At 51.9% G+C, this 17823-nt stretch carries 22 protein-coding genes and 1 pseudogene; 7 read left to right on the top strand and 16 right to left on the bottom strand.

Annotated features, from left to right (window positions below; all coding sequences use genetic code 11):
- The 4 genes and pseudogenes from V7676_RS17995 to V7676_RS17980 form a co-directional block, all read right to left on the bottom strand.
- Window positions 1–776, bottom strand: a pseudogene (locus V7676_RS17995) (transporter); the annotation flags it as partial.
- Window positions 769–1119 carry a type IV secretion system protein VirB3 gene (locus V7676_RS17990; RefSeq protein WP_335660964.1) on the bottom strand — a complete coding sequence of 117 codons (351 nt, stop codon included), beginning with the start codon at window positions 1117–1119 and terminating at the stop codon, window positions 769–771. The gene V7676_RS17990 and the pseudogene V7676_RS17995, both read right to left, overlap by 8 nt.
- A complete protein-coding gene (locus V7676_RS17985; RefSeq protein ID WP_335660963.1) occupies window positions 1119–1484 on the bottom strand; it encodes a TrbC/VirB2 family protein in 366 nt (121 codons plus the stop codon). Before V7676_RS17985 ends, V7676_RS17990 begins: the two co-directional genes overlap by 1 nt.
- Window positions 1481–2146, bottom strand: coding sequence for a lytic transglycosylase domain-containing protein (locus tag V7676_RS17980; RefSeq protein ID WP_335660962.1), 666 nt, complete (start codon window positions 2144–2146; stop codon window positions 1481–1483). The genes V7676_RS17985 and V7676_RS17980 overlap by 4 nt, the downstream gene beginning before the upstream one ends.
- 358 nt (window positions 2147–2504) lie before the next feature.
- On the opposite strand from V7676_RS17980, the gene V7676_RS17975 reads away from it, so the two are divergent.
- Window positions 2505–2966, top strand: a complete 462-nt coding sequence (locus V7676_RS17975; RefSeq protein WP_335660961.1) for an Lrp/AsnC family transcriptional regulator — start codon at window positions 2505–2507, stop codon at window positions 2964–2966.
- An 80-nt stretch (window positions 2967–3046) separates the two neighbouring features.
- On the opposite strand, the gene V7676_RS17970 is transcribed toward V7676_RS17975, so the two are convergent.
- The 12 genes from V7676_RS17970 to V7676_RS17915 all read right to left on the bottom strand — a co-directional run bounded on the left by V7676_RS17970 (window position 3047) and on the right by V7676_RS17915 (window position 14385).
- The gene (locus tag V7676_RS17970; RefSeq protein ID WP_335660960.1) at window positions 3047–3856 is read right to left on the bottom strand and encodes an AlbA family DNA-binding domain-containing protein; all 810 of its coding nucleotides are present in this window, start codon (window positions 3854–3856) and stop codon (window positions 3047–3049) included.
- Between the two features lie 53 nt (window positions 3857–3909).
- Window positions 3910–4095 carry a hypothetical protein gene (locus V7676_RS17965; protein ID WP_335660959.1) on the bottom strand — a complete coding sequence of 62 codons (186 nt, stop codon included), beginning with the start codon at window positions 4093–4095 and terminating at the stop codon, window positions 3910–3912.
- A gap of 35 nt (window positions 4096–4130) precedes the next feature.
- Window positions 4131–6059, bottom strand: coding sequence for a cytochrome c/FTR1 family iron permease (locus V7676_RS17960; RefSeq protein ID WP_335660958.1), 1929 nt, complete (start codon window positions 6057–6059; stop codon window positions 4131–4133).
- Between the two features lie 106 nt (window positions 6060–6165).
- Window positions 6166–6696 (bottom strand): DUF305 domain-containing protein, encoded by a 531-nt coding sequence (locus tag V7676_RS17955; protein WP_335660957.1) that lies wholly within the window; start codon window positions 6694–6696, stop codon window positions 6166–6168.
- A gap of 97 nt (window positions 6697–6793) precedes the next feature.
- Complete coding sequence (locus V7676_RS17950) at window positions 6794–7267, bottom strand: nuclear transport factor 2 family protein (protein WP_335660956.1); 474 nt, start codon at window positions 7265–7267, stop codon at window positions 6794–6796.
- Between the two features lie 18 nt (window positions 7268–7285).
- Entirely contained in the window at window positions 7286–8527 is a 1242-nt protein-coding gene (locus tag V7676_RS17945; RefSeq protein ID WP_335660955.1) for a copper resistance protein B, read from the bottom strand.
- Window positions 8524–10350 (bottom strand): copper resistance system multicopper oxidase, encoded by a 1827-nt coding sequence (locus V7676_RS17940; protein ID WP_335660954.1) that lies wholly within the window; start codon window positions 10348–10350, stop codon window positions 8524–8526. Before V7676_RS17940 ends, V7676_RS17945 begins: the two co-directional genes overlap by 4 nt.
- A gap of 53 nt (window positions 10351–10403) precedes the next feature.
- Complete coding sequence (locus V7676_RS17935; RefSeq protein ID WP_335660953.1) at window positions 10404–10982, bottom strand: RNA polymerase sigma factor; 579 nt, start codon at window positions 10980–10982, stop codon at window positions 10404–10406.
- The gene (locus tag V7676_RS17930) at window positions 10983–11420 is read right to left on the bottom strand and encodes a periplasmic heavy metal sensor (RefSeq protein WP_335660952.1); all 438 of its coding nucleotides are present in this window, start codon (window positions 11418–11420) and stop codon (window positions 10983–10985) included. It lies immediately after the preceding gene.
- Window positions 11421–11433: 13 nt separating this feature from the next.
- Window positions 11434–11730: a hypothetical protein gene (locus V7676_RS17925; RefSeq protein ID WP_335657477.1), complete on the bottom strand. Its 297-nt coding sequence runs from the start codon at window positions 11728–11730 to the stop codon at window positions 11434–11436.
- 270 nt (window positions 11731–12000) lie between these two features.
- A complete protein-coding gene (locus tag V7676_RS17920; protein ID WP_335660951.1) occupies window positions 12001–13278 on the bottom strand; it encodes a type II restriction endonuclease in 1278 nt (425 codons plus the stop codon).
- A gap of 309 nt (window positions 13279–13587) precedes the next feature.
- Window positions 13588–14385 carry an integrase core domain-containing protein gene (locus tag V7676_RS17915; protein WP_335660949.1) on the bottom strand — a complete coding sequence of 266 codons (798 nt, stop codon included), beginning with the start codon at window positions 14383–14385 and terminating at the stop codon, window positions 13588–13590.
- Window positions 14386–14681: 296 nt separating this feature from the next.
- Here V7676_RS17915 and V7676_RS17910 point away from each other — a divergent pair, with 296 nt between their 5' ends.
- The 6 genes from V7676_RS17910 to V7676_RS17885 all read left to right on the top strand — a co-directional run.
- Entirely contained in the window at window positions 14682–15065 is a 384-nt protein-coding gene (locus V7676_RS17910; protein WP_335660948.1) for a copper resistance protein CopC, read from the top strand.
- A gap of 128 nt (window positions 15066–15193) precedes the next feature.
- Window positions 15194–15952, top strand: coding sequence for a DUF2231 domain-containing protein (locus V7676_RS17905; protein WP_335660947.1), 759 nt, complete (start codon window positions 15194–15196; stop codon window positions 15950–15952).
- A gap of 51 nt (window positions 15953–16003) precedes the next feature.
- Complete coding sequence (locus tag V7676_RS17900) at window positions 16004–16471, top strand: DUF411 domain-containing protein (RefSeq protein WP_335660946.1); 468 nt, start codon at window positions 16004–16006, stop codon at window positions 16469–16471.
- A gap of 25 nt (window positions 16472–16496) precedes the next feature.
- Window positions 16497–16748, top strand: coding sequence for a hypothetical protein (locus V7676_RS17895; protein WP_335660945.1), 252 nt, complete (start codon window positions 16497–16499; stop codon window positions 16746–16748).
- Window positions 16749–16840: 92 nt separating this feature from the next.
- Window positions 16841–17521, top strand: a complete 681-nt coding sequence (locus V7676_RS17890) for a hypothetical protein (RefSeq protein WP_335660944.1) — start codon at window positions 16841–16843, stop codon at window positions 17519–17521.
- A 67-nt stretch (window positions 17522–17588) separates the two neighbouring features.
- Window positions 17589–17823: YHS domain-containing protein (locus V7676_RS17885; RefSeq protein ID WP_335660943.1), on the top strand; the 235-nt coding region annotated here is incomplete at its 3' end.

The following is a 17823-nucleotide window of genomic DNA, read 5'->3' as shown; positions in this document are numbered from 1 at the left end:
GGGTATTCGCGGATTCCGAAAATGCCGCCAAACGCTGATGTGTCGGCACCGCGAACCTCGATAGTTTCCGCGCCGAAGATTGTGCGCGCGCGGTAAAGCGCCCCGCCCAGATGCCCGCGCACGACGGGAACCCGGACATGGCGTCCGGTCATCACCATATCGGCGACTTCCATTGTTTCGGAAAACATCAATCCGCGATGTTCATATATCCCGCAGCGGCGCGGCTGACAGCGCGCCATGAGCTTTTCGAAATCGCGTGCTTTATCATCGAGTAATTCGACCAGCGCTTCGTCGATCAGCGGACCTTTATTGGCCTGCTTCGACACCTTGCGTTTGAAGAGCTGGATGATCTTGTCGCTTCCAGTCGCAGAAGGGCGAATGACAAGACTGACGAAGAAGCGGTTGATGAACATCCGTTCCCGGTTGATGCGGCCAAAATAAGCGCGGTCCAGATCGGCAGCGAAACCAGATTTGAATGCCCCTCCGGGATATTGATCCACGCGCATCCTGATCAAATGCGTCCAGACAGACAGCCGTTCGTCATGCAGATTTCGAAGCAATCCATTTAACTTCGTATGCCAGTCGTTAAGATCACGCACATCGGACGTCTCGAAGGCGCGTCCCTGCAATTCAAAGGTCAACATGATATCGCCGGAATCGAGCGCCACCATTTCTTCGTTTATGTGGCGCGCATAGGGTAAGAATTTTTCAGGCGTTGCTTCGCGCTGCGCTATTTTGAGCGGCACAGAAGTATTGGAAGCGAGCAATCTACCCATGACGACCAAAGCCTTTGCGACGCAGGCCCGTCAGAGGCAGCGGCGAGTAGCTGCTGCCGCCCCAAAATGCTCGGTTTCGGTTGCCTGCTTTCGTCCGGCCCCAAAGGAACAGTAGGCGAAACGCATTGACATCGTGGCGCACGATCAGCCGCGAAATTGAATAGCCAAAAGCCGCGATTAATGCGGCATAGATTGGGCTGTTGCTTTGAATCAGTACCGATGCGCTGGCGATTAACAGTAACACCGCCGCTTCAATCGGAATCCCCGCCCAGAGCGCCGGGCGCGTCACCGCGAGGAACAGCGTGTTCTTTGTCAGACTTTCGGTTTGCTCGTTAATTGCCATCAGCCTGCAATGAGACCGACGATGGAATCCGCCGAGAAGACTATGGCAATACCAATAATGACCGTCACCAGAACAGCGGTCGAAGCGCGTCCTGTAAACCAGAGTAGGCCGGTTACAATTACGGCGATCACTGCCAAAGTTCGTAGGAGGGTCGATGATAAAAGCCCGCGCACGTTGCTAGCAAAACTCTCTAGGTTTTGTGCATAGGCTGGATCGGGGAGCGCGAGCGAAATGAACATCGCAGACAAGAGGGCTATGCTCCAGAAGGCCGCGCGTTGGCGCTTGTTTTGAAGCTGGTTAGATTTCGCTGCACGGGATGTGCGCCACAGGTTAGCGTTGCGCGCCAAATTTGGGATAATGCTCATATGCTGCCCCTTTCATTCTGTGCGAGTTTTCTGGTTTCGCGTTCGTAAGCCGCACGCTCAAAGAGGTTCCAACGCGGGGGCGGTGCAGGGCGAGGTGGCGCCTGCTGCGCCGCATTTTCTGCGACAATGATTGTCCGCAGATCGCCGCTTGTTTCAGTGATTGGCTGCGATGGCTTGGAGGTGTAAGAAACCCGCATATCGGCGATTCCCGCATTGCCGACGACCTTGGCAACGTAACCGTTGCGAAACCCGCGAGACTGGCTTCCCGTGTTATACATCGAAAGGGCGACGCGAAGGGCGGTTTGCGGATCGCGTCCGGCCTTCACGGCATTGTAATTGCTGGTCATGACTTTGCCCAACGCTGCGACATTGGTGCATGGGTCGAACACTGTTTCCCAGGTTAGGCCAAGCCAGCGCATGTTGCGCGAGTTGATTTGGCCAAGACCCAAATCGACTGAGTACCCTGCCGCCACGAAACGCCGCGCGGTCGCAGCAGCGTTGACGGCGGTGGTTTGGCGGGCTGGTTGCCGCCCGCCATTCACATTTAAGGCAAAGGTATACCCTCTGCTTTCGGTATGTATGATTGCCAGCACCGTTTCGGGAGCCACTGTTGGTGCGCATTGTGAGGCGAGTGCAAATAGGGCGGTGGAAGAATAGCTCATGTAAGGTTAGCCCCACATGAAGTGACAACTGGTCTAAGATACGCGCTATATTCCATTAGCTTTGCCCCGAACTATTTACCTAGATACGACTATCCTTTTGATTTTCGAACTAATCATAGGAGTCAGGAACTCAATTCAGCTATAGATTCAGGAAGGCGTTACGGTCATTTCGACTTGTATATCGAAACCCGTAACGGCTTTTGACCTTCAATCTTGATCCTGCGGACTGTGTGTTCGTCGTTGGGCGGGTTCGCTGTCAGCCCGATTTCAAGTCCGAGTGCGGATAAATAAGGCAAAATCGAACATTTGCCTTCGCAATCTCAAGGCCTCGCCGGAGTCATCCAGCTAGAGGTATATTATGAATCGAAGCCGATATGTAACACGGCCGCTCGACGCTACTGATCGAGCGATAATCGCCGCATTGAACGATAACGGACGGATGACCGTCCGGGATCTTGCTGAGCAGATTGGAATGTCCAGTCCAAGCATAACCGAGCGTATTCACAAATTAGAAGATACAGGCGCGATAAGAGGTTATACGATTGTCGTTGATCCAACGGTTTTTGGCCTCGGTATCTTTGCGCATGTCCGGGTGCGCGCCATGCCCGGTGAAGTCAAAAGAGTGGCACAGATGCTAATCGACACCCCCGAGGTTGTAGAAGCAGATCATGTGACCGGTGAAGACTGCTTTCTGGCAAAAGTCATAGTCAGCGATTTGCAAGAGCTCGAAACTGTAATTGGACGTTTCCTGCCGTTCTCATCGACCGACACAGCTATCATTCAATCCACAACAGTCGTTAAACGCCTTCCTAAATTGTAGACGTTCCTGTCTGGCACTGCGGCGGTGAGACCGTCAAGTTGATACCTGATCGGCGTTTTCGGACCGACGGCTTATCGTTATTAGTATTTACCCAGCCGATCACGTTGTTTGATATGAAGGTTTGCTTCACGGACATCCAGCTCACGTGTGGAATTTCCTAATCGCACATAGTATTTTGAATTATTGCCATCTTTGAAATAAACAGGCTCAGAAGCTGCATCTACAATTATCCAACATACTGTGTTACCACCGATTTCTAAAAATTGAATATGAACCATTGTGCCAACATTTGCCCCTAATTGGTTCTTCACCAGGTCAATAAGGGCTCGTTCGAATCCATCTCTATTTTTGTGTTTTAACGTCTTACAATCAGGCTCGATACCTTCAATTACTCCGTCGTCGGACAGCCCAATCAACAAATTTCCACCGCGATGATTCATCAAACCGGCTAGCGATTTTGCTATAACCTTCTCTAATGCCTTATTTACTCTATTTTCTTTTACATCCCATCGCATAGTTTCTTTAAATTCAGTAATCTCACTCTCTCCCGCCGCAATGAGCAAAGGGAGTTGATCGTTCATTTGCCTTCGTAGAACGGCCGATTTTTTTTCACTATCCTCAGATAAATCTTGGATTAACTTAAAGACCATAGCTGAAACGATCCCAAGTCCAGCAAAAACAAGTGTCATAGGTCCTATTTCGACGATAGTTGCCCCACTAATCCGCTTCCACAGGAAATCGGCAACGGAATCTGAAGGAACCGCAAGCAATTGATTGAACTCAAACCAAAATATTAGAGTAACCAGCGGGTGTAAAATAACTATGCCCACGAGCGCACCGATCAGGAGCTGAGCCAATCCTGGAATTCGCTGTTGCAGTTTCTTTATCATTTTTGGACCGTCTCCGTGTCTTGCTAATCCCCGACTATATGCCGACAGAAAGGTTACCTGCGGAAGCGGATCAATAGGAATTCAATAACCTGACCCAAAATCCAGCCAACGGCAAGGCCGCCAATCAGCCCGTAAGTCTGTGATGTCATGGTTGGTAAGGTAAAAAACAGATAAGCCGCTATAATAACCCCACCAAGCTCGGCACAGATACGGGCTGTATTGGAGTCTGGAAGTTCCATATCATTTCTCATTATTCACTTTGATCAGATATAATCTAACCCTGCATGTTTTTTAAACGGACATTGTACCAATAGCCCGCTGCTATAATTGCAATTACCAAAACTTGAGCGATAAGAGGCTGAACCGCAGGGAAAATTCCCAACATGGCAATTTGCGGAAAATCAGGAAGCGGGGTCACGCTCATCAGGCCAGCCTCCTGCAACGCCGCAATTCCCTTGCCGGTGAGAATCACAGTAAGAACGATCATCAACGCTGAGCTATAAGCGAAGAACTTACCTATCGGTAACTTCCGGCTGTATCGCAACATGGCCCAGGCAATGACCGAGAGCAAAAGTATCGCGGCTCCCGAACCAGCTAGAATGGTCATACCGTTGTCAGCAGTCCAGAGCGCGGCAAAAAACAATATTGTCTCAAAGACTTCCCGGTAAACGACAATGAATGCCAGCCCAAAGAGAAACCATGCAGACCCTCGCGACAACGCTTTGCTCATTGTTTTACGGATATAGCGCTGCCATTCATCGGCGCGCGACTTGCCGTGCATCCACAAACCAACGAAAAGCAGGATGACGGCTGCAAACAAAGAACCAAAACCTTCGGTCAACTCCCGGCTCGCTCCGCTAATACCTATGAGATAGGTGGCAGCGAACCATGTTGCGCCGCCTACCAGAAGCGCACCAATCCAACCTCCATGCACATAAGGCATGACTTCGGGTCGCTCGGCCTTGCGCAGAAACGCAATCATAGCCACCACAATCAGTAGCGCCTCCAGCCCTTCGCGAAGCAATATTGTAAAGGCTCCAACAAAAGCGGATGCTTGGCTGGCCTGATCGGCGTCTAGGGCGGCCTCTGCCTCTAAAAACAGCCCATCAAGAGCGCTGATCCGGCTCTCCACCTCCGCTACGGGAAGGCTGTCACCGATAGCAGCGCGGACATGGGCCATCGCGAGTTCAATGGCTTTTAGCAAAGACGGATCGCGAGCGGCCAGACCAGGCTCAAGGGGTTCAAAGCCGTCAAGATACGCAGATAATGCCAGACTTTCTGCTTCGTCTTTTCTGCCTGCCTGATAGGCGGCAAGACTTTCCTTCAATTTGGTCCGCGATAACGCCAGCGAGCCAGTGGACGCCGTCCCAATGACCTCTGGATTTGCCCGCAGATATGCCGTTACTGCGTCTGCTTTTTCTGGTCCGATTTGCTTTCCCAAATTGGCCGGAGTCATGCTCGCCAAAGCTGAGAGATCGGGAAACAGGGCGCGAATAGCCGCATCCGTTTCCCAAAGCTTTTGCCCCTTGGATGCCTCTTTGAACGCGAAACTGCCCGTATATGCGGCCATATCCCATCGGTCCCGGGCAGGTAAATCAGCAAAACTCTGCATTGCTGTCCCATCAAGCCCCTGACCAATAACCTGATACAGGGCGAACAGGCTGCGTTCTCTTGCTCGCTCTACATCGGTAAATGCTATTGGAGCGGGGTTGAGCTGCCCTGCATCCGGCCCTTGTCCATTACCCGACATGCCGTGGCAACTGGCACAATTTTGCGCATACAGCTGTTTGCCGGTTTGTACATTGGGTGCAGTTTTGGGAGCAAGTGGAACAGGATAACTGCGGAGCAACTCGGTTGCCAGCAAGCGGGCCTGCCGCGCCACCACTTCTGGAGACGCTTTATTATCAATGGCCGTATTGAGCTCGTTACCTTTTGCAATCAGGCCGGCTCGGCCCGACTTTAATGGCAGCTTTGCCAAACCGTCGACTACAGTTCCCGAAAACTCCGCCATTTCGGAAAATTCTGCTTCGTTTATCACTTTACCTTTATCGACTGCACCGGGATAATCGACCGCAATATAATCCAGCAGACGCCATAACGTTTCAACATCACCCTCCTTCGCCTGCGCGGAAATAGGTGAGCAAATGGCCGCCAAAGCCAGAACGGATAAAAGGATAGAATATATTCTGGCACATTGGCGCATGATTTAATGGGGCTTCCAGACTATTAGCAACCGCATCTCGACAAGCACGGTTCGCTCGATATTGGCGGGAGATTCAAAAAGAGCGGGTTTTCCGCATACTCAGGCGTTAACGTTTGTCACCCAGATTAAGTGCACCTTCGAATTTTGGAACGGGCCGCGCCGCAGCTTCTGCATCTGTCGTTGCCTTGCCATTTTGATCAATATCCTTGATCAACCATTCCATTTCTTTGATCTCCTTGCGCTGCGCCTTGATAATACCATCGGCCAACTCGCGCACCCGCTTGTCCTCGATATTGGCACGCTCACTCGTCAATATGGCAATACTGTGATGGGGGATCATCGCTTTTTGCCAAGCCTGATCGGAAATCGTGTCCTGTGACCTAACGAGAAATAATGAACCAGCAAAAATCAAAGCTGCGCCGCCTAGGATCAAGGTATTTTTCCGCTTATCCCGATACATTCCAAGCATGAAGAGCAGCATTATGATTGCCATTGCTGCGCCCATATAGAGAGCCATCCAAGTGCGTGTCTCGCTGAAATAGACATGCTCAAGCGCATATGTGTTGAGATACATCAGTCCGAACATCGCCAGAGTTGATGTTAAAATCATAACGATAAAGCGCGTATAGCTGCTCATTTTAGCTTCTCCTTGCTTGTGCCGGAAATTCGATGTCAAATCTATTATGCTTTCGCGCCATGCAGGGTTCCAGGACTATACCTTCACATAAGGAAAGCTATTTCTTAGGTGTGCGGGAAGATGAATGATATTGTGCAATTTTCCAGCTTTCGTCTCGTTTCACGAGAACCGCAGTGGCAACGCCTTGCCTTTCGATGGTCCGGCCATCCTTCAGCACTATCGTATAGGTATAGGTTTCCGAGGCAATTGCTGTTTCGCCCAGAACCGACATCTCGGTCGCCAAATTGCTGAATGTAAAGCTTTCAAACTCCCCCAGCTCAGGCCCGAGATGATGAGCGAGGTAATTTCCGAAATTGCCCTCAGCTTTGCCGTTTTCAAACACCAGCGAATCATCTGTGAATAAACGCGACATATTGGTATCGTCGAGGCTTTCGATAGCGCTCCGGTACGCATCAAGCGTATTTTTTGGGGTGCTCATGATCGATGAAGCAGCCACACCGTTATCATGCGCAACAGCTTGGTAGGAAACTGCCGTGAGCGCCAGAACCAGCGCCGAACCGATATATTTCATAGTTTTTCCCCCTATATATTAAAACCAGAATCTAATCCCGATAACATAATTGGTGACGCTGGGATCTTCTCCCGCCGCCCGCGCGTATCTGGCGCTTTGCCCAACTTTCCATTCCTGTTCGACGCCGATATAGGGCGCAAACTCGCGGGCAAATTCATATCGTAAACGGATTCCCAGTTCAGCAGTGTCGATCCCCGCGCCAATCCCCAATTCAGGAACATCCTGCGCCGCAAGATTGAGTTCTGCGCGTGGTTGCAGGATCAGTCGCTGCGTTATGCGCTGTTCATACTCTGCCTCAAGCCGCGCGGTCAAATCCCCCCGGTCAGACAGGAATGCTGCCGCATCAACCTCGAACAGATAAGGCGCAAGACCCTGAATGCCAATAACTGCATAGGTCCGGTCGCGCGGCGCAAAATCTTGACGAATACCGGCTTGAAAGTCGAAAAATGGAGCAATGGCGCGGCTATATAGCGCTTGCACCTCTGCGCTTTCTATCTTCTCGCCGAAATTGCCTTCGCCTTCGGTTTTGAACCAGAATTTGTCGATATCGCCGCCATAATAACCCTGACCGTCCCACAGATAACCGTTCTTGCCGTCGCGAATGCGATATTCGGCGCGGTCAGCCATGATCCACAGCGTTTTCAATTCCCCGTTTTCTTTCGCCAGTTGCTCCCTAGAAGCCCGCATTATATCGACGCCCCAAATTGCTTCGGCAGCGCGCGCAGGTCCGCTCCCTGCTTCGGGTGGTGGCGGTTCGTCGGCCATCGGCATCGCCATATCCATGCCTTCCATATCGCCGCCCGACATATCCATGGCACTATGGTCCATGGAGCCTTGGTCCATTGAACTGTGATCCATCTCGCCAGAAGGAGATGTCCCATCTTCCATAGACATTCCGTCCATGCCGCTATGATCCATACCTTCCATTTGGTCGCCAGGCTTAGCCATATTGCCATGGTCCATGACGGAATTGTCCATAGTCTCACCAATATTCTCTTGGGGGGCATCCTCGATTAATACGGGACCCATTTGCTTGGAAGTTGGAGCCCTAGGTTTTGGAGTTGCCTTTGCGGGTGGTTTTTTCGCTGGGACAACGGCTTTTTTTGCAGCTACGGGCGCTGGCTTGGCTTGCGGCTTTGGTTTTGCCGCAGGTTTTGCCGCAGGTTTCGCAGGCATCGGCATTTTCATGTTTGGATCCATGTTCTGCGCGAATGCTGGCTGGCTAAATCCCAGCAACAGAAGAACCATCATACGCTTCATGACTGTGCTCCAGACGGCGATGCCACGGTAACGATCTGGAACATGCCGGAGTGCATATGATAGAGCAAATGACAGTGAAATGCCCAGTCTCCCACCTCGTCAGCGGTGAGATCAAAAGTCGCACTGCTTCCCGGCTGCACGATCACAGTGTGCTTCAATGGTTGATTGTCTTGGCCGTTCACCAGTTCAAAGAAGTGGCCGTGCAGATGGATCGGATGGGCCATCATCGTATCGTTGACCAGCTTTACCCGGACACGCTCATTATAAGCGAAGCGGATAGGATCATCGGAGACGGCAGAAAATTTCCTGCCGTCAAGAGACCACATATAGCGCTCCATGTTGCCCGTGAGATGAATTTCCATCTTGCGCGATGCTGTGCGTTTTTCTTTGCCGGGCGTCAGTGCCGCTAGCTGCTGGTAATTGAGAACCCGGTGTTCGACATTATCCAGACCAAGCCCGGGATACCCCATGCGGTCAGGCGCGCCCATCGATACCATGTCGAGCCCTGGACCGACCTTGACATCGGGCGGCAGCATTGAGGTATCGCGCATCTTCATGCCGCTCATATCCATGCCTCCCATATCCATGCCGGCCATGTCACCACCGCCGCTCATATCCATGCCCGGCATATCCATCGCGGCCATGTCTTCCGCGCTCATTTTGCTGTGATCCATATTTTGGTCCATACCGCCGCCCGACGCGCCATGATCCATTCCGCCCATGCCCATATCGGCCATGGTCAGGATTGGCGGATCTCGCAGTGCGGGAACTTCGGCGCGCATTCCGGCGCGGGGAGCCAGCGTTGCGACGCCCATGCCCGAGCGGTCCATAGATTCTGCAACGAAGGTGAATGCCTTGTCGGCAGTGGGCCGAACAACAACATCATAGGTTTCGGCTACGCCGATCTGCAATTCATCTGTTTCCACCGGCACTACATTCTGCCCATCAGCCTGAACCACGGTCATCGGAAGTCCCGGGATACGCAGGTTAAAGAACGTCATCGCGCTGCCGTTGATAATCCGCAGCCGCACCCGTTCGCCGGGATTATACAGCAGTTCCAGATTATCGGCGGGACCATGCCCATTGATGAGATAAGTGTAGGTGGAAGCGGTAACATCAAGAATGTCGGTCGCCATCATCCGCATCTTGCTCCACATCCGGCGTTCCTTGCCGGACAGCGGATAGTCATCGGTTGCGGTTCCCTGCTGATAATTGAAATAGCCGCCGCCCTGTTGTTTCAGTTTCTTCATGATGACATGCGGGTGCATCGGCGTAAATTCGCTAAGAAGGACGATATATTCGCGGTCAAATGCTACCGGGTCTTTACCCGCAGGATCGACAATGATTGGGCCATAATGTCCCGCCTGTTCCTGCAATCCTGAATGGCTGTGCCACCAATAGGTGCCGCTCTGGCGCACCTTGAACGGCGCGGTAAATGTTTCACCGGGTTTAATTCCGGGGAAGGCCACGCCTGGCACGCCGTCAAACTGGAATGGGAGCAGAATGCCGTGCCAGTGGATTGAGCTGTCTTCATCGAGATTATTGGTCACATTCAGCCGCACATCCTGCCCCTCGCGCAGCCGCACCAGCGGCCCCGGTACAGTGCCATTTACCGCGATAGCACCGCCGCTGCGTCCGCCGGTGGAAAACTGGCCGCGCCCAATCGCAAGATCAATGCTGGTCCCGGAAACTTCATCAATGCCCTTACGCACTGAACCTGACATCGCGCCGCGTGCCCATGCAGGCATAGTAGCAGAAAAACCAAAAGCGCCGCCAGCAATCAAAGCGGACGACAAGAAACGGCGGCGGGGAATAGAAAGCATGTATAATCCTTCACATAAAAGCGATATCTCCCTACTATACGAGGAGACTTGCTTCACCCCTCAAAGTTTTTATAGATTTCGCGTAATTTGGTTCTCGCGCGGTAAATCCGCGTTTCGACGGCCTTTTCTGATATTCCTAGAACATGCGCTGCTTGGGCCTGGCTGTTATCGCCAAAGGTTACCAGTACAAAAGGCTCGCGCAATTTCGCTGGCAGGCGTGTGATCTCTCGTTGCATGACTTCAAGGGTCTGTCGTGCCTGCAGATCTTCACTTGGATCGGGCGCAGTGTCTGCTATCCTCAATTCTATATCACCGCTGCCATCAAACTCAAAAAACTGCCTGACCCGGCGTTTGCGCAAAATATCACGGCATTTATTGACTGTAATGCGGGTCAGCCATGGATTGATCGGCCGCGACTGATCGAAACTGGCGAGCTTGAACCAAGCCGCAGCCAGTGCCTCCTGAACGGCATCTTCCGCATCGGAACTGTTGCCCATGAGCCGGAGCGCGACGTTGTGGAGCCGGGGGGCCTGCTGGATCATAACAGTATTGAAGGCCGCTTTGCTGCCTTTTGCAGCCTCTGCGATGAGCACAATATCCGGAACTTGCGGGGCAGGCTGTGATTTCTGCACTCAAGACCCGGCGGTGAGCGAAGTTGATACCCGCTTGTCAAAGGCCTTTTGTTGACCGGGTTTCAACAGCATTCGCATCGCGAATAGATGCTCAACAGTAGCCTTTTGCAAAAGACCCATTTGCTTATGCACAGCCTCAATCGCCGCTGCAACTTTAGGGCCATATTGATGTTCTTCTTCGATGGCGGCTGCAAGGTCGGCATTTGAAGATCTGAGTGCCAGCTCCAAAGCTTGTCTTCTGATCGCAAAATCATTTTCGAGAATTTCTAACTGCGCTTGCTGTGCGCTATCGAGATCAAGCTCTTCGTGAACGAAGCTGTGGACCCCGACATTTTGGTCTTCGCTTTGACTCCAGTGCTTGGCACCAAAGGAGCCGGCCCATCCTGCACCGAGCGCCAGCAGGATAAGCAGGATGATTTGTACGGGTCCGATTTTCATGAATTTGCCAATATCATTGTGACACGTGGAGAAGGCTTGCCGGCGAGTAATCTGCGCCGCCAAGCAATGGATTGCTATTGATGTTGGCCATTGCGGGCTGTTCGCCCGTTCCAATTCCCGCTCCGAGCGCGGTCACGACCATCACTGCCGCCAACAGACTTTTCTGGCGCGAAAGACGGCGGCTATTCATTTCACCAATGCGTAGCCAGACATTATTCTCAAATCCATCGTCGATTGCCAATGCTGCGTGAGGCAAAGCAGAGTTCAGGCTGGCAAGCATCTCATCTAGTTTGTTGTCAGATAGCGGCATAAACATGCTCCTGTTTGAGTGATCTGACTACTAATACGCAAGCTGCACCGCTTTGCCCTCAAAATTATTTTTGAGGGGTGCGATTGTAGAGGATCTGGACATGTTAACGAACTTAGTATGGGCACGTTTATATGGAATGGTCTTGGGCTCAATCCTTACCGATATACGTAGTTCCGATGGTAATTATTGAATCCACTAATGCGTTCTCAGAGGCCCGCCTCATTCCGCATTCTCTCCATCTTTATAATGGCTTCGGTCTGCGCTGCCGAGTTATATGAGCGGACGTGCGACCGCGCGAATGGCTTTTAATCCAGATCCAAATCGTCCGATGGCGTCTCTATTTCGTTCGAGTTCGCCGTACGAAAGATAGGATATGTCTAGATCGCTTATCCGGCTGAATGCAGGACGCGCTATTTGTGCGCGAACTTCAGCTTCGCGGGAGTCTGGTGCAACCAGAAACAGTCCGGCGGCGGCATGAAAATCGCTACCACTAAGAGCAAGGTCGAGCATTCGCACAATGCCTGAATATATCGACGTCGAGTGTTCAACCTCGAATGCCGCCGCAACATTGCCGTCATCACGTTCGAGCCATAACACATCTATCAGCCGGATTGCATCCGCTCCTGTCGATGTGGAAATCGGCAAAGGTAAATGATCGAGACAATTATGGCCAAGAGCTCTACCTTCGTGTAACCTTCCTCGATCATTAGCGGCCATCCAGACATCATAACCGAGTTGAAGGCCAAGGTCGCGCAGCCATGCCTGCACTTCGCTATGTGATCGCTCGTTTTCTCCTTGAGCTATTTGCGCCTTGCTCAATTTAGCTGTTTCCTCACGCGCATTTTCCAAACGAGAAATCCAGTCATCTGCGTCGCCGTCATCCAAAGGCGGCACGGGATATCGCCCCTTGCCAATATCAAAGAGTAAACCGCCAACCGCGCCAAGGTCGTTCGAGAAAACATCGCGATAATCATCGTTCAGATCAAGTACACCGCTTCGCATTGCGAGGAACTGCTCCCAACTTCCCAGCTTCACCTTGGACCCCGTAAGAGCATTATAGCCGTTCACAATTGCGGTGTTAAAAGGAGGAATTAGTGTTGGGTGGAGAAAATAAAGAATATTGGCAACTGCCGGTCCTAGGCCCTTAATCTTAAGCGCGTCTATGTCGCGAATGTGTCCAAGCACCTCTTCAGCATTGTCGCAGCACGAACAATTATCGAGCAATCGCCCGAAAGCCTTCTGATTAGCAGGGTTTTCATAGATATCGGGTATGCGGAGCTTTGGTTTCCATAGGAAAGCATGGTCGGCACCCTTGAAAATTTGACGCTGCTCAGCAATGGAATGAACGATCGTTTCAAGCGACGATCCCCTATAGACCACTCCAAAAGAACCAGATTCTATCTCTTCGACGACCTGCGCTATACCACGCCGAATGGATCGAAAATTTTTTATGCGCTCGTCCCACAAGAACCAGCTCTTATAGGTGGCACCATCGTCTTCACGCCATTGCCCTATTAGCTGACGTATCCGGTCTTTATATTTGGTCAAAGTCGCACTCCAAAATGCATTGGAGAATGCATAGTCCAGTTGCACCAAAATACAACGCAGATGTAGCATCTACGGTTGTTCAAATGTCGGAATTTTATGATATATTGAAAAAGAGAGAAATTGCAGCGCACAGGCGCAAGCAAGCCAAGCAGATGATCTATAAACGTACAATTTGAATAAAATCGTTCTTGTCACTGTGAGACATTAAGCAGGTTGGCCACCAGTAGCCGGAACCGGCAATGAAAGAGCTCAAGTGCGCCTGACGTGACCCCCAACTATCATCCAGCCACGATTAGAGCCTCAGCATCGTTATTGCGCAGTTGCGCGGGTGAAGCAATGTGCGGCGTAGGCCGCCGGGGTGGCGTAACCGAGCGAGGAATGCGGTCGCTCGACGTTGTAATCCCTGGTCCATGCCGCGATCTTGTCACGAGCATGGCCCATGTCCATGAACAGCGTTTCATTGAGCAGTTCGTCGCGCATCCGACCGTTAAAGCTTTCCACGAACGCGTTCTGGGTGGGCTTTCCAGGCGCCGTGTAGTGCCACTCTACCTTGGCTTCACCGCACCAGACCAGCACCGCGTTGGAGGTCAGTTCTGTGCCGTAGCACATTGGGAAGCTCCGATAGGAAGGGCTGTGTTGCCTTGATGAAGACAAGGGCGCGTTATCGCTGACGATCATGCCGGGCTTACCGCGCTCGGCAATGAGATCTGCAAGCTCGCGAACGACCCGGCGGCCCGAGATCGATGTATCGGGCACTGCTCGAAGACACTCGCGCGTGACGTCATCGACAATGTTGAGCACCCGGAACCGGCGCCCCGTAACGAGCTGGTCATGCACAAAGTCGAGGTTCCAGCGCTGGTTGGGCAGCGCCAGCACCGGCGGTGGCATCCGCGCACCCACCGCCCGTTTACGGCCCTTGCGGCGGCGCACCGTCAAGCCTTCCTCGCGATACAGCCGCTTGAGGCGGCCGTTCTCGTTCTCCAGCGCCCGAAGACGCTTAGCCTCCGACACACCGTGCTTGCGGGCAAGATCGCCCGTCTTCGCGCCAGCCTCCGCCTCTCGCAAAACCCCAATAATCTGTTCTTCCGTAAACCGTATCCGCTTCATCAGTCCGTCCTTCCATGGGCCGGACTCTAATCGCATCTGGAGGAAAATCAGGGGGTCACGTCACGCCATATCTAACCATATCAATCGTCGCTTGCCAGAGTTCGGAGCGATTGAGCGAGAACTTGGACTGGCAGGCAGCCCATCTGCTTTTTTGTTAGGAAGTAACTTTGGTGCGTTCCTATTCGCTTACCACTGCTCCTTATAAAGCAGCGAGACCATTTGCCCTCAAAATTATTTTTGAGGGGTAGGAGATATAGCTGCGTATTAGTAGCTAGTCACAACCAAGGAACCAAACAATGCACAAGACTAAATTTTTTCGCTTGACCCTCGCCGCCGCCGCAACGCTCGCGGCAACACCGGTTTTCGCTCATCCGAGTCTGGTTACAGCCAAGCCGGCGGCCAATGCGATTGTTGCACCAACAAATAAAATTGATCTGGTCTTTGATGAGAAGATCATGCCTGCAAACACCCGGATGCAACTGATGATGACATCAATGCCCGGCATGACTGGCCATGCCCCGATGAAAATGCCGATTTCTTTAATGATGGGTAAAGATGGTAAGTCGGTCATGCTGATGATGAAAAAGCCTTTGACGACCGGCGGCTATGAGCTGCGCTGGATGGCGTCGGGCGACGACAAGGAAGTCGTCAGCGGCAAATATGCATTTAAGGTGAAGTGATCGGGTAGAAACCGATACTCCGGGTGCGGCTCCCTGACCGCACCCGGAGACGATGATTTGACACGAGAATACAAGACTTGTCACGATGATAGCAACAGAAATGACCAATTTTTACCGGGAGGGTTGACATGCCAAATCAGAAATTTCGTACTTTAACGCTGTGTATTGCTTTTGCTCTAGCCTCATTTAGCGGGCCAGTACTTGCACATGGCGATCCGACCGAGATGGGCGCGGGCCCCGGAACGAGCGAAGAGCATCATACAGAAACAATGGCGAGCGACAGCGCACAAAATGCCGAAATGCAGGGCATGATGGATGAGGGAACCATGCCGATGATGCCCGATGGTTCGGCCCCTTCGGCGCCTGAAAGTGACCATATGGGCGGAATGAGTGATGATCATGGCGGCATGATGGCCCATGACGAAGCAGCAGATAATAGCGATAAGAGCTTTGGCGAGCGTTTGTTCATCTGGCTTGGCAAATTGCATATCGTGGTGATCCATTTTCCAATCGCCATGATCGTCTCTGCGTTTGCTGTCGAAGCATATGGTGTTATACGCGGCAAGCCAGCCTGGCGTTCAGCAGCGAGGATCATGCTCGTGATCGGGGCGCTGGGAGCGGTTGCAGCCGCCTTTTTGGGCTGGTTCGCAGGCGGCTTCTATCTTTATGACCGCAACCTTATCCTCACCACGCATCGCTATCTCGGTATGACCGTCGCGATCGGAGCAGTGCTACTGGCCTGGGCTGGACTGAGCCGCTTTCACCATGGTCGCAGCGAGGAAAAAATATTTGCTGGATTGCTCGGTCTATTGACGATTGGTGTACTCGTGCAAGCGTTTTTGGGCGGCACATTCATGCATGGCGGCCTGAACCATATGAACTTTTGAGTTCATATGGTTGAAGCGCTTGAGACGCGGTCATTTTAAAGGAGTAATAATATGCTGATAAAGATTGGAAATTTGGTTTCAAAACGCTGGGCGGTGCCGGTTCTGTTCACCACGCTTGCGGCCTGTACGACCGCCGCTCAGGCCTCGTCCTATGTCATGAACCGTGATCCAGGCTGTGGCTGCTGCGAGAAGTGGGCCGAACATATCGAGGCCAGCATGAAACATGACGTAGAAACCCGAAATAGTCAGAATATGGCCGCTGTGAAAGATACGAACGTAATTCCGCAAGACTTGCGATCTTGCCACACTATGATTGTCGAAGGCTATGTGATCGAAGGACATGTTCCGGCGAAGGAAATCGCACGATTGCTGCGCGAGAAGCCGGACAATATCAGAGGTCTTGCGGTCGCAGGAATGCCGGTTGGTTCGCCGGGCATGGAATATCAGAATCAAACGCAGCCTTATCAGGTCATTGCTTTTGGTAGCAATGGCCCAACTGTTTTTGCCTCGTACAACTAGGGTTTTTAACAAGAAAGGAAATATCATGAGAAAAATGGCATCTGCACTCGGAGCCCTCGTTCTCCTTTATGGAGGATCTGCACTCGCTCATGAGCATAAAGCCGACGCGTCCTCCGATCAGAAATGCCGAATGATGAAGGACGGCAAAGCGATGGACGGCATGATGATGAAGGATGCCGATGGCAAAATGACCTGCCAGATGATGGATCATTCGAAAATGGACCACTCAAAAATGGACCATAGCAAGATGGACACCAGCAAAGCTAAACCAGAGTAGGGTCGCAGGGCGGGTCCGGATCCTCATGGGCTCCGGGCCTGTTTCTATTTTCCCATTTTGAAGCGTGCTCATAATCAATAGGGGGCACTAAAATGTCAACCGACCAAGAAAGACGGAATTTGTGGACCGAACATCGTCCGGATAACTTTATTTATGAAACGGGTTTGGTGCTGCCGCGAAAAGGGGCAATCAAGAAACTGATACGCCGTTCATTGATGACAACTTCTGGCCGGACTGCTGATATAGCACGATCCCCGGATCGCGCGGTTCTGCAAGATGAAGTGTTTCCGGAGGTTGCGGCACGCGGTGGGAATATTTTGTTCGTTGGCACACAAGCCTATACAATCGACTACCCGGCACTTTTGGAAGCAAGCGGCGGCACATGCTGGACAATCGATTGCGATCCGGCAGTTGCACGCTTCGGATCGCCAAACCGACATATTATCGGTAGCATTCTTGATTTGGATCAGCTCTTGCCAGAAGTACGGTTTGAAACGATCATTCTTGCGGGAGTTTTCGGCTTCGGTGTCAACAGGTTTTCCGAGCAAGTTGCTGTACTTGCCAAATGCTTTACGGCACTAACGCCAGATGGATTTTTGGTTCTCAGTTGGAACGAGCGGCGCGTGCCAAGTTCAGTTCTAGAGGAAGCCACTACGCGCTGGTTTGACTTTCGGAGCTTCGGAGCTCTACCACCACGAATTTGGGTGAATGGTTGTGATCAGAACTTTGCATTTCTGAAGCGATCGATAGTGCGGGGCCTCCGAACAACTTAAGAAGACCTTTTTATTTCAAACAGATTGTATGCACTTCGATCAGCAAGTTGATAAAGGAATAATGGCTGTGGCTCATCCCTCCCTCAATGGCCTTGCAGGCCAAGACCACAGCCATGACGGCTCTTCAGATCATGTTACAGACCCTGTCTGCGGCATGACTGTTGATCCGGATAAAACCGGGCATCATGCGCGCCATGATGCTCGGGATTATCATTTTTGTTCTGGCGGATGCAAAACCAAATTTGTTGCCGATCCAGAATATTATATTTCTGGAAAGCATCGTGAGGCACAAGACAATACGC

The organism is Parasphingorhabdus sp. (assembly GCF_036963805.1).
Lineage (GTDB): Bacteria > Pseudomonadota > Alphaproteobacteria > Sphingomonadales > Sphingomonadaceae > Parasphingorhabdus.
Note: the sequence above shows the minus strand (reverse complement) of the source record. Positions and strands in the feature narration are given on the sequence as shown.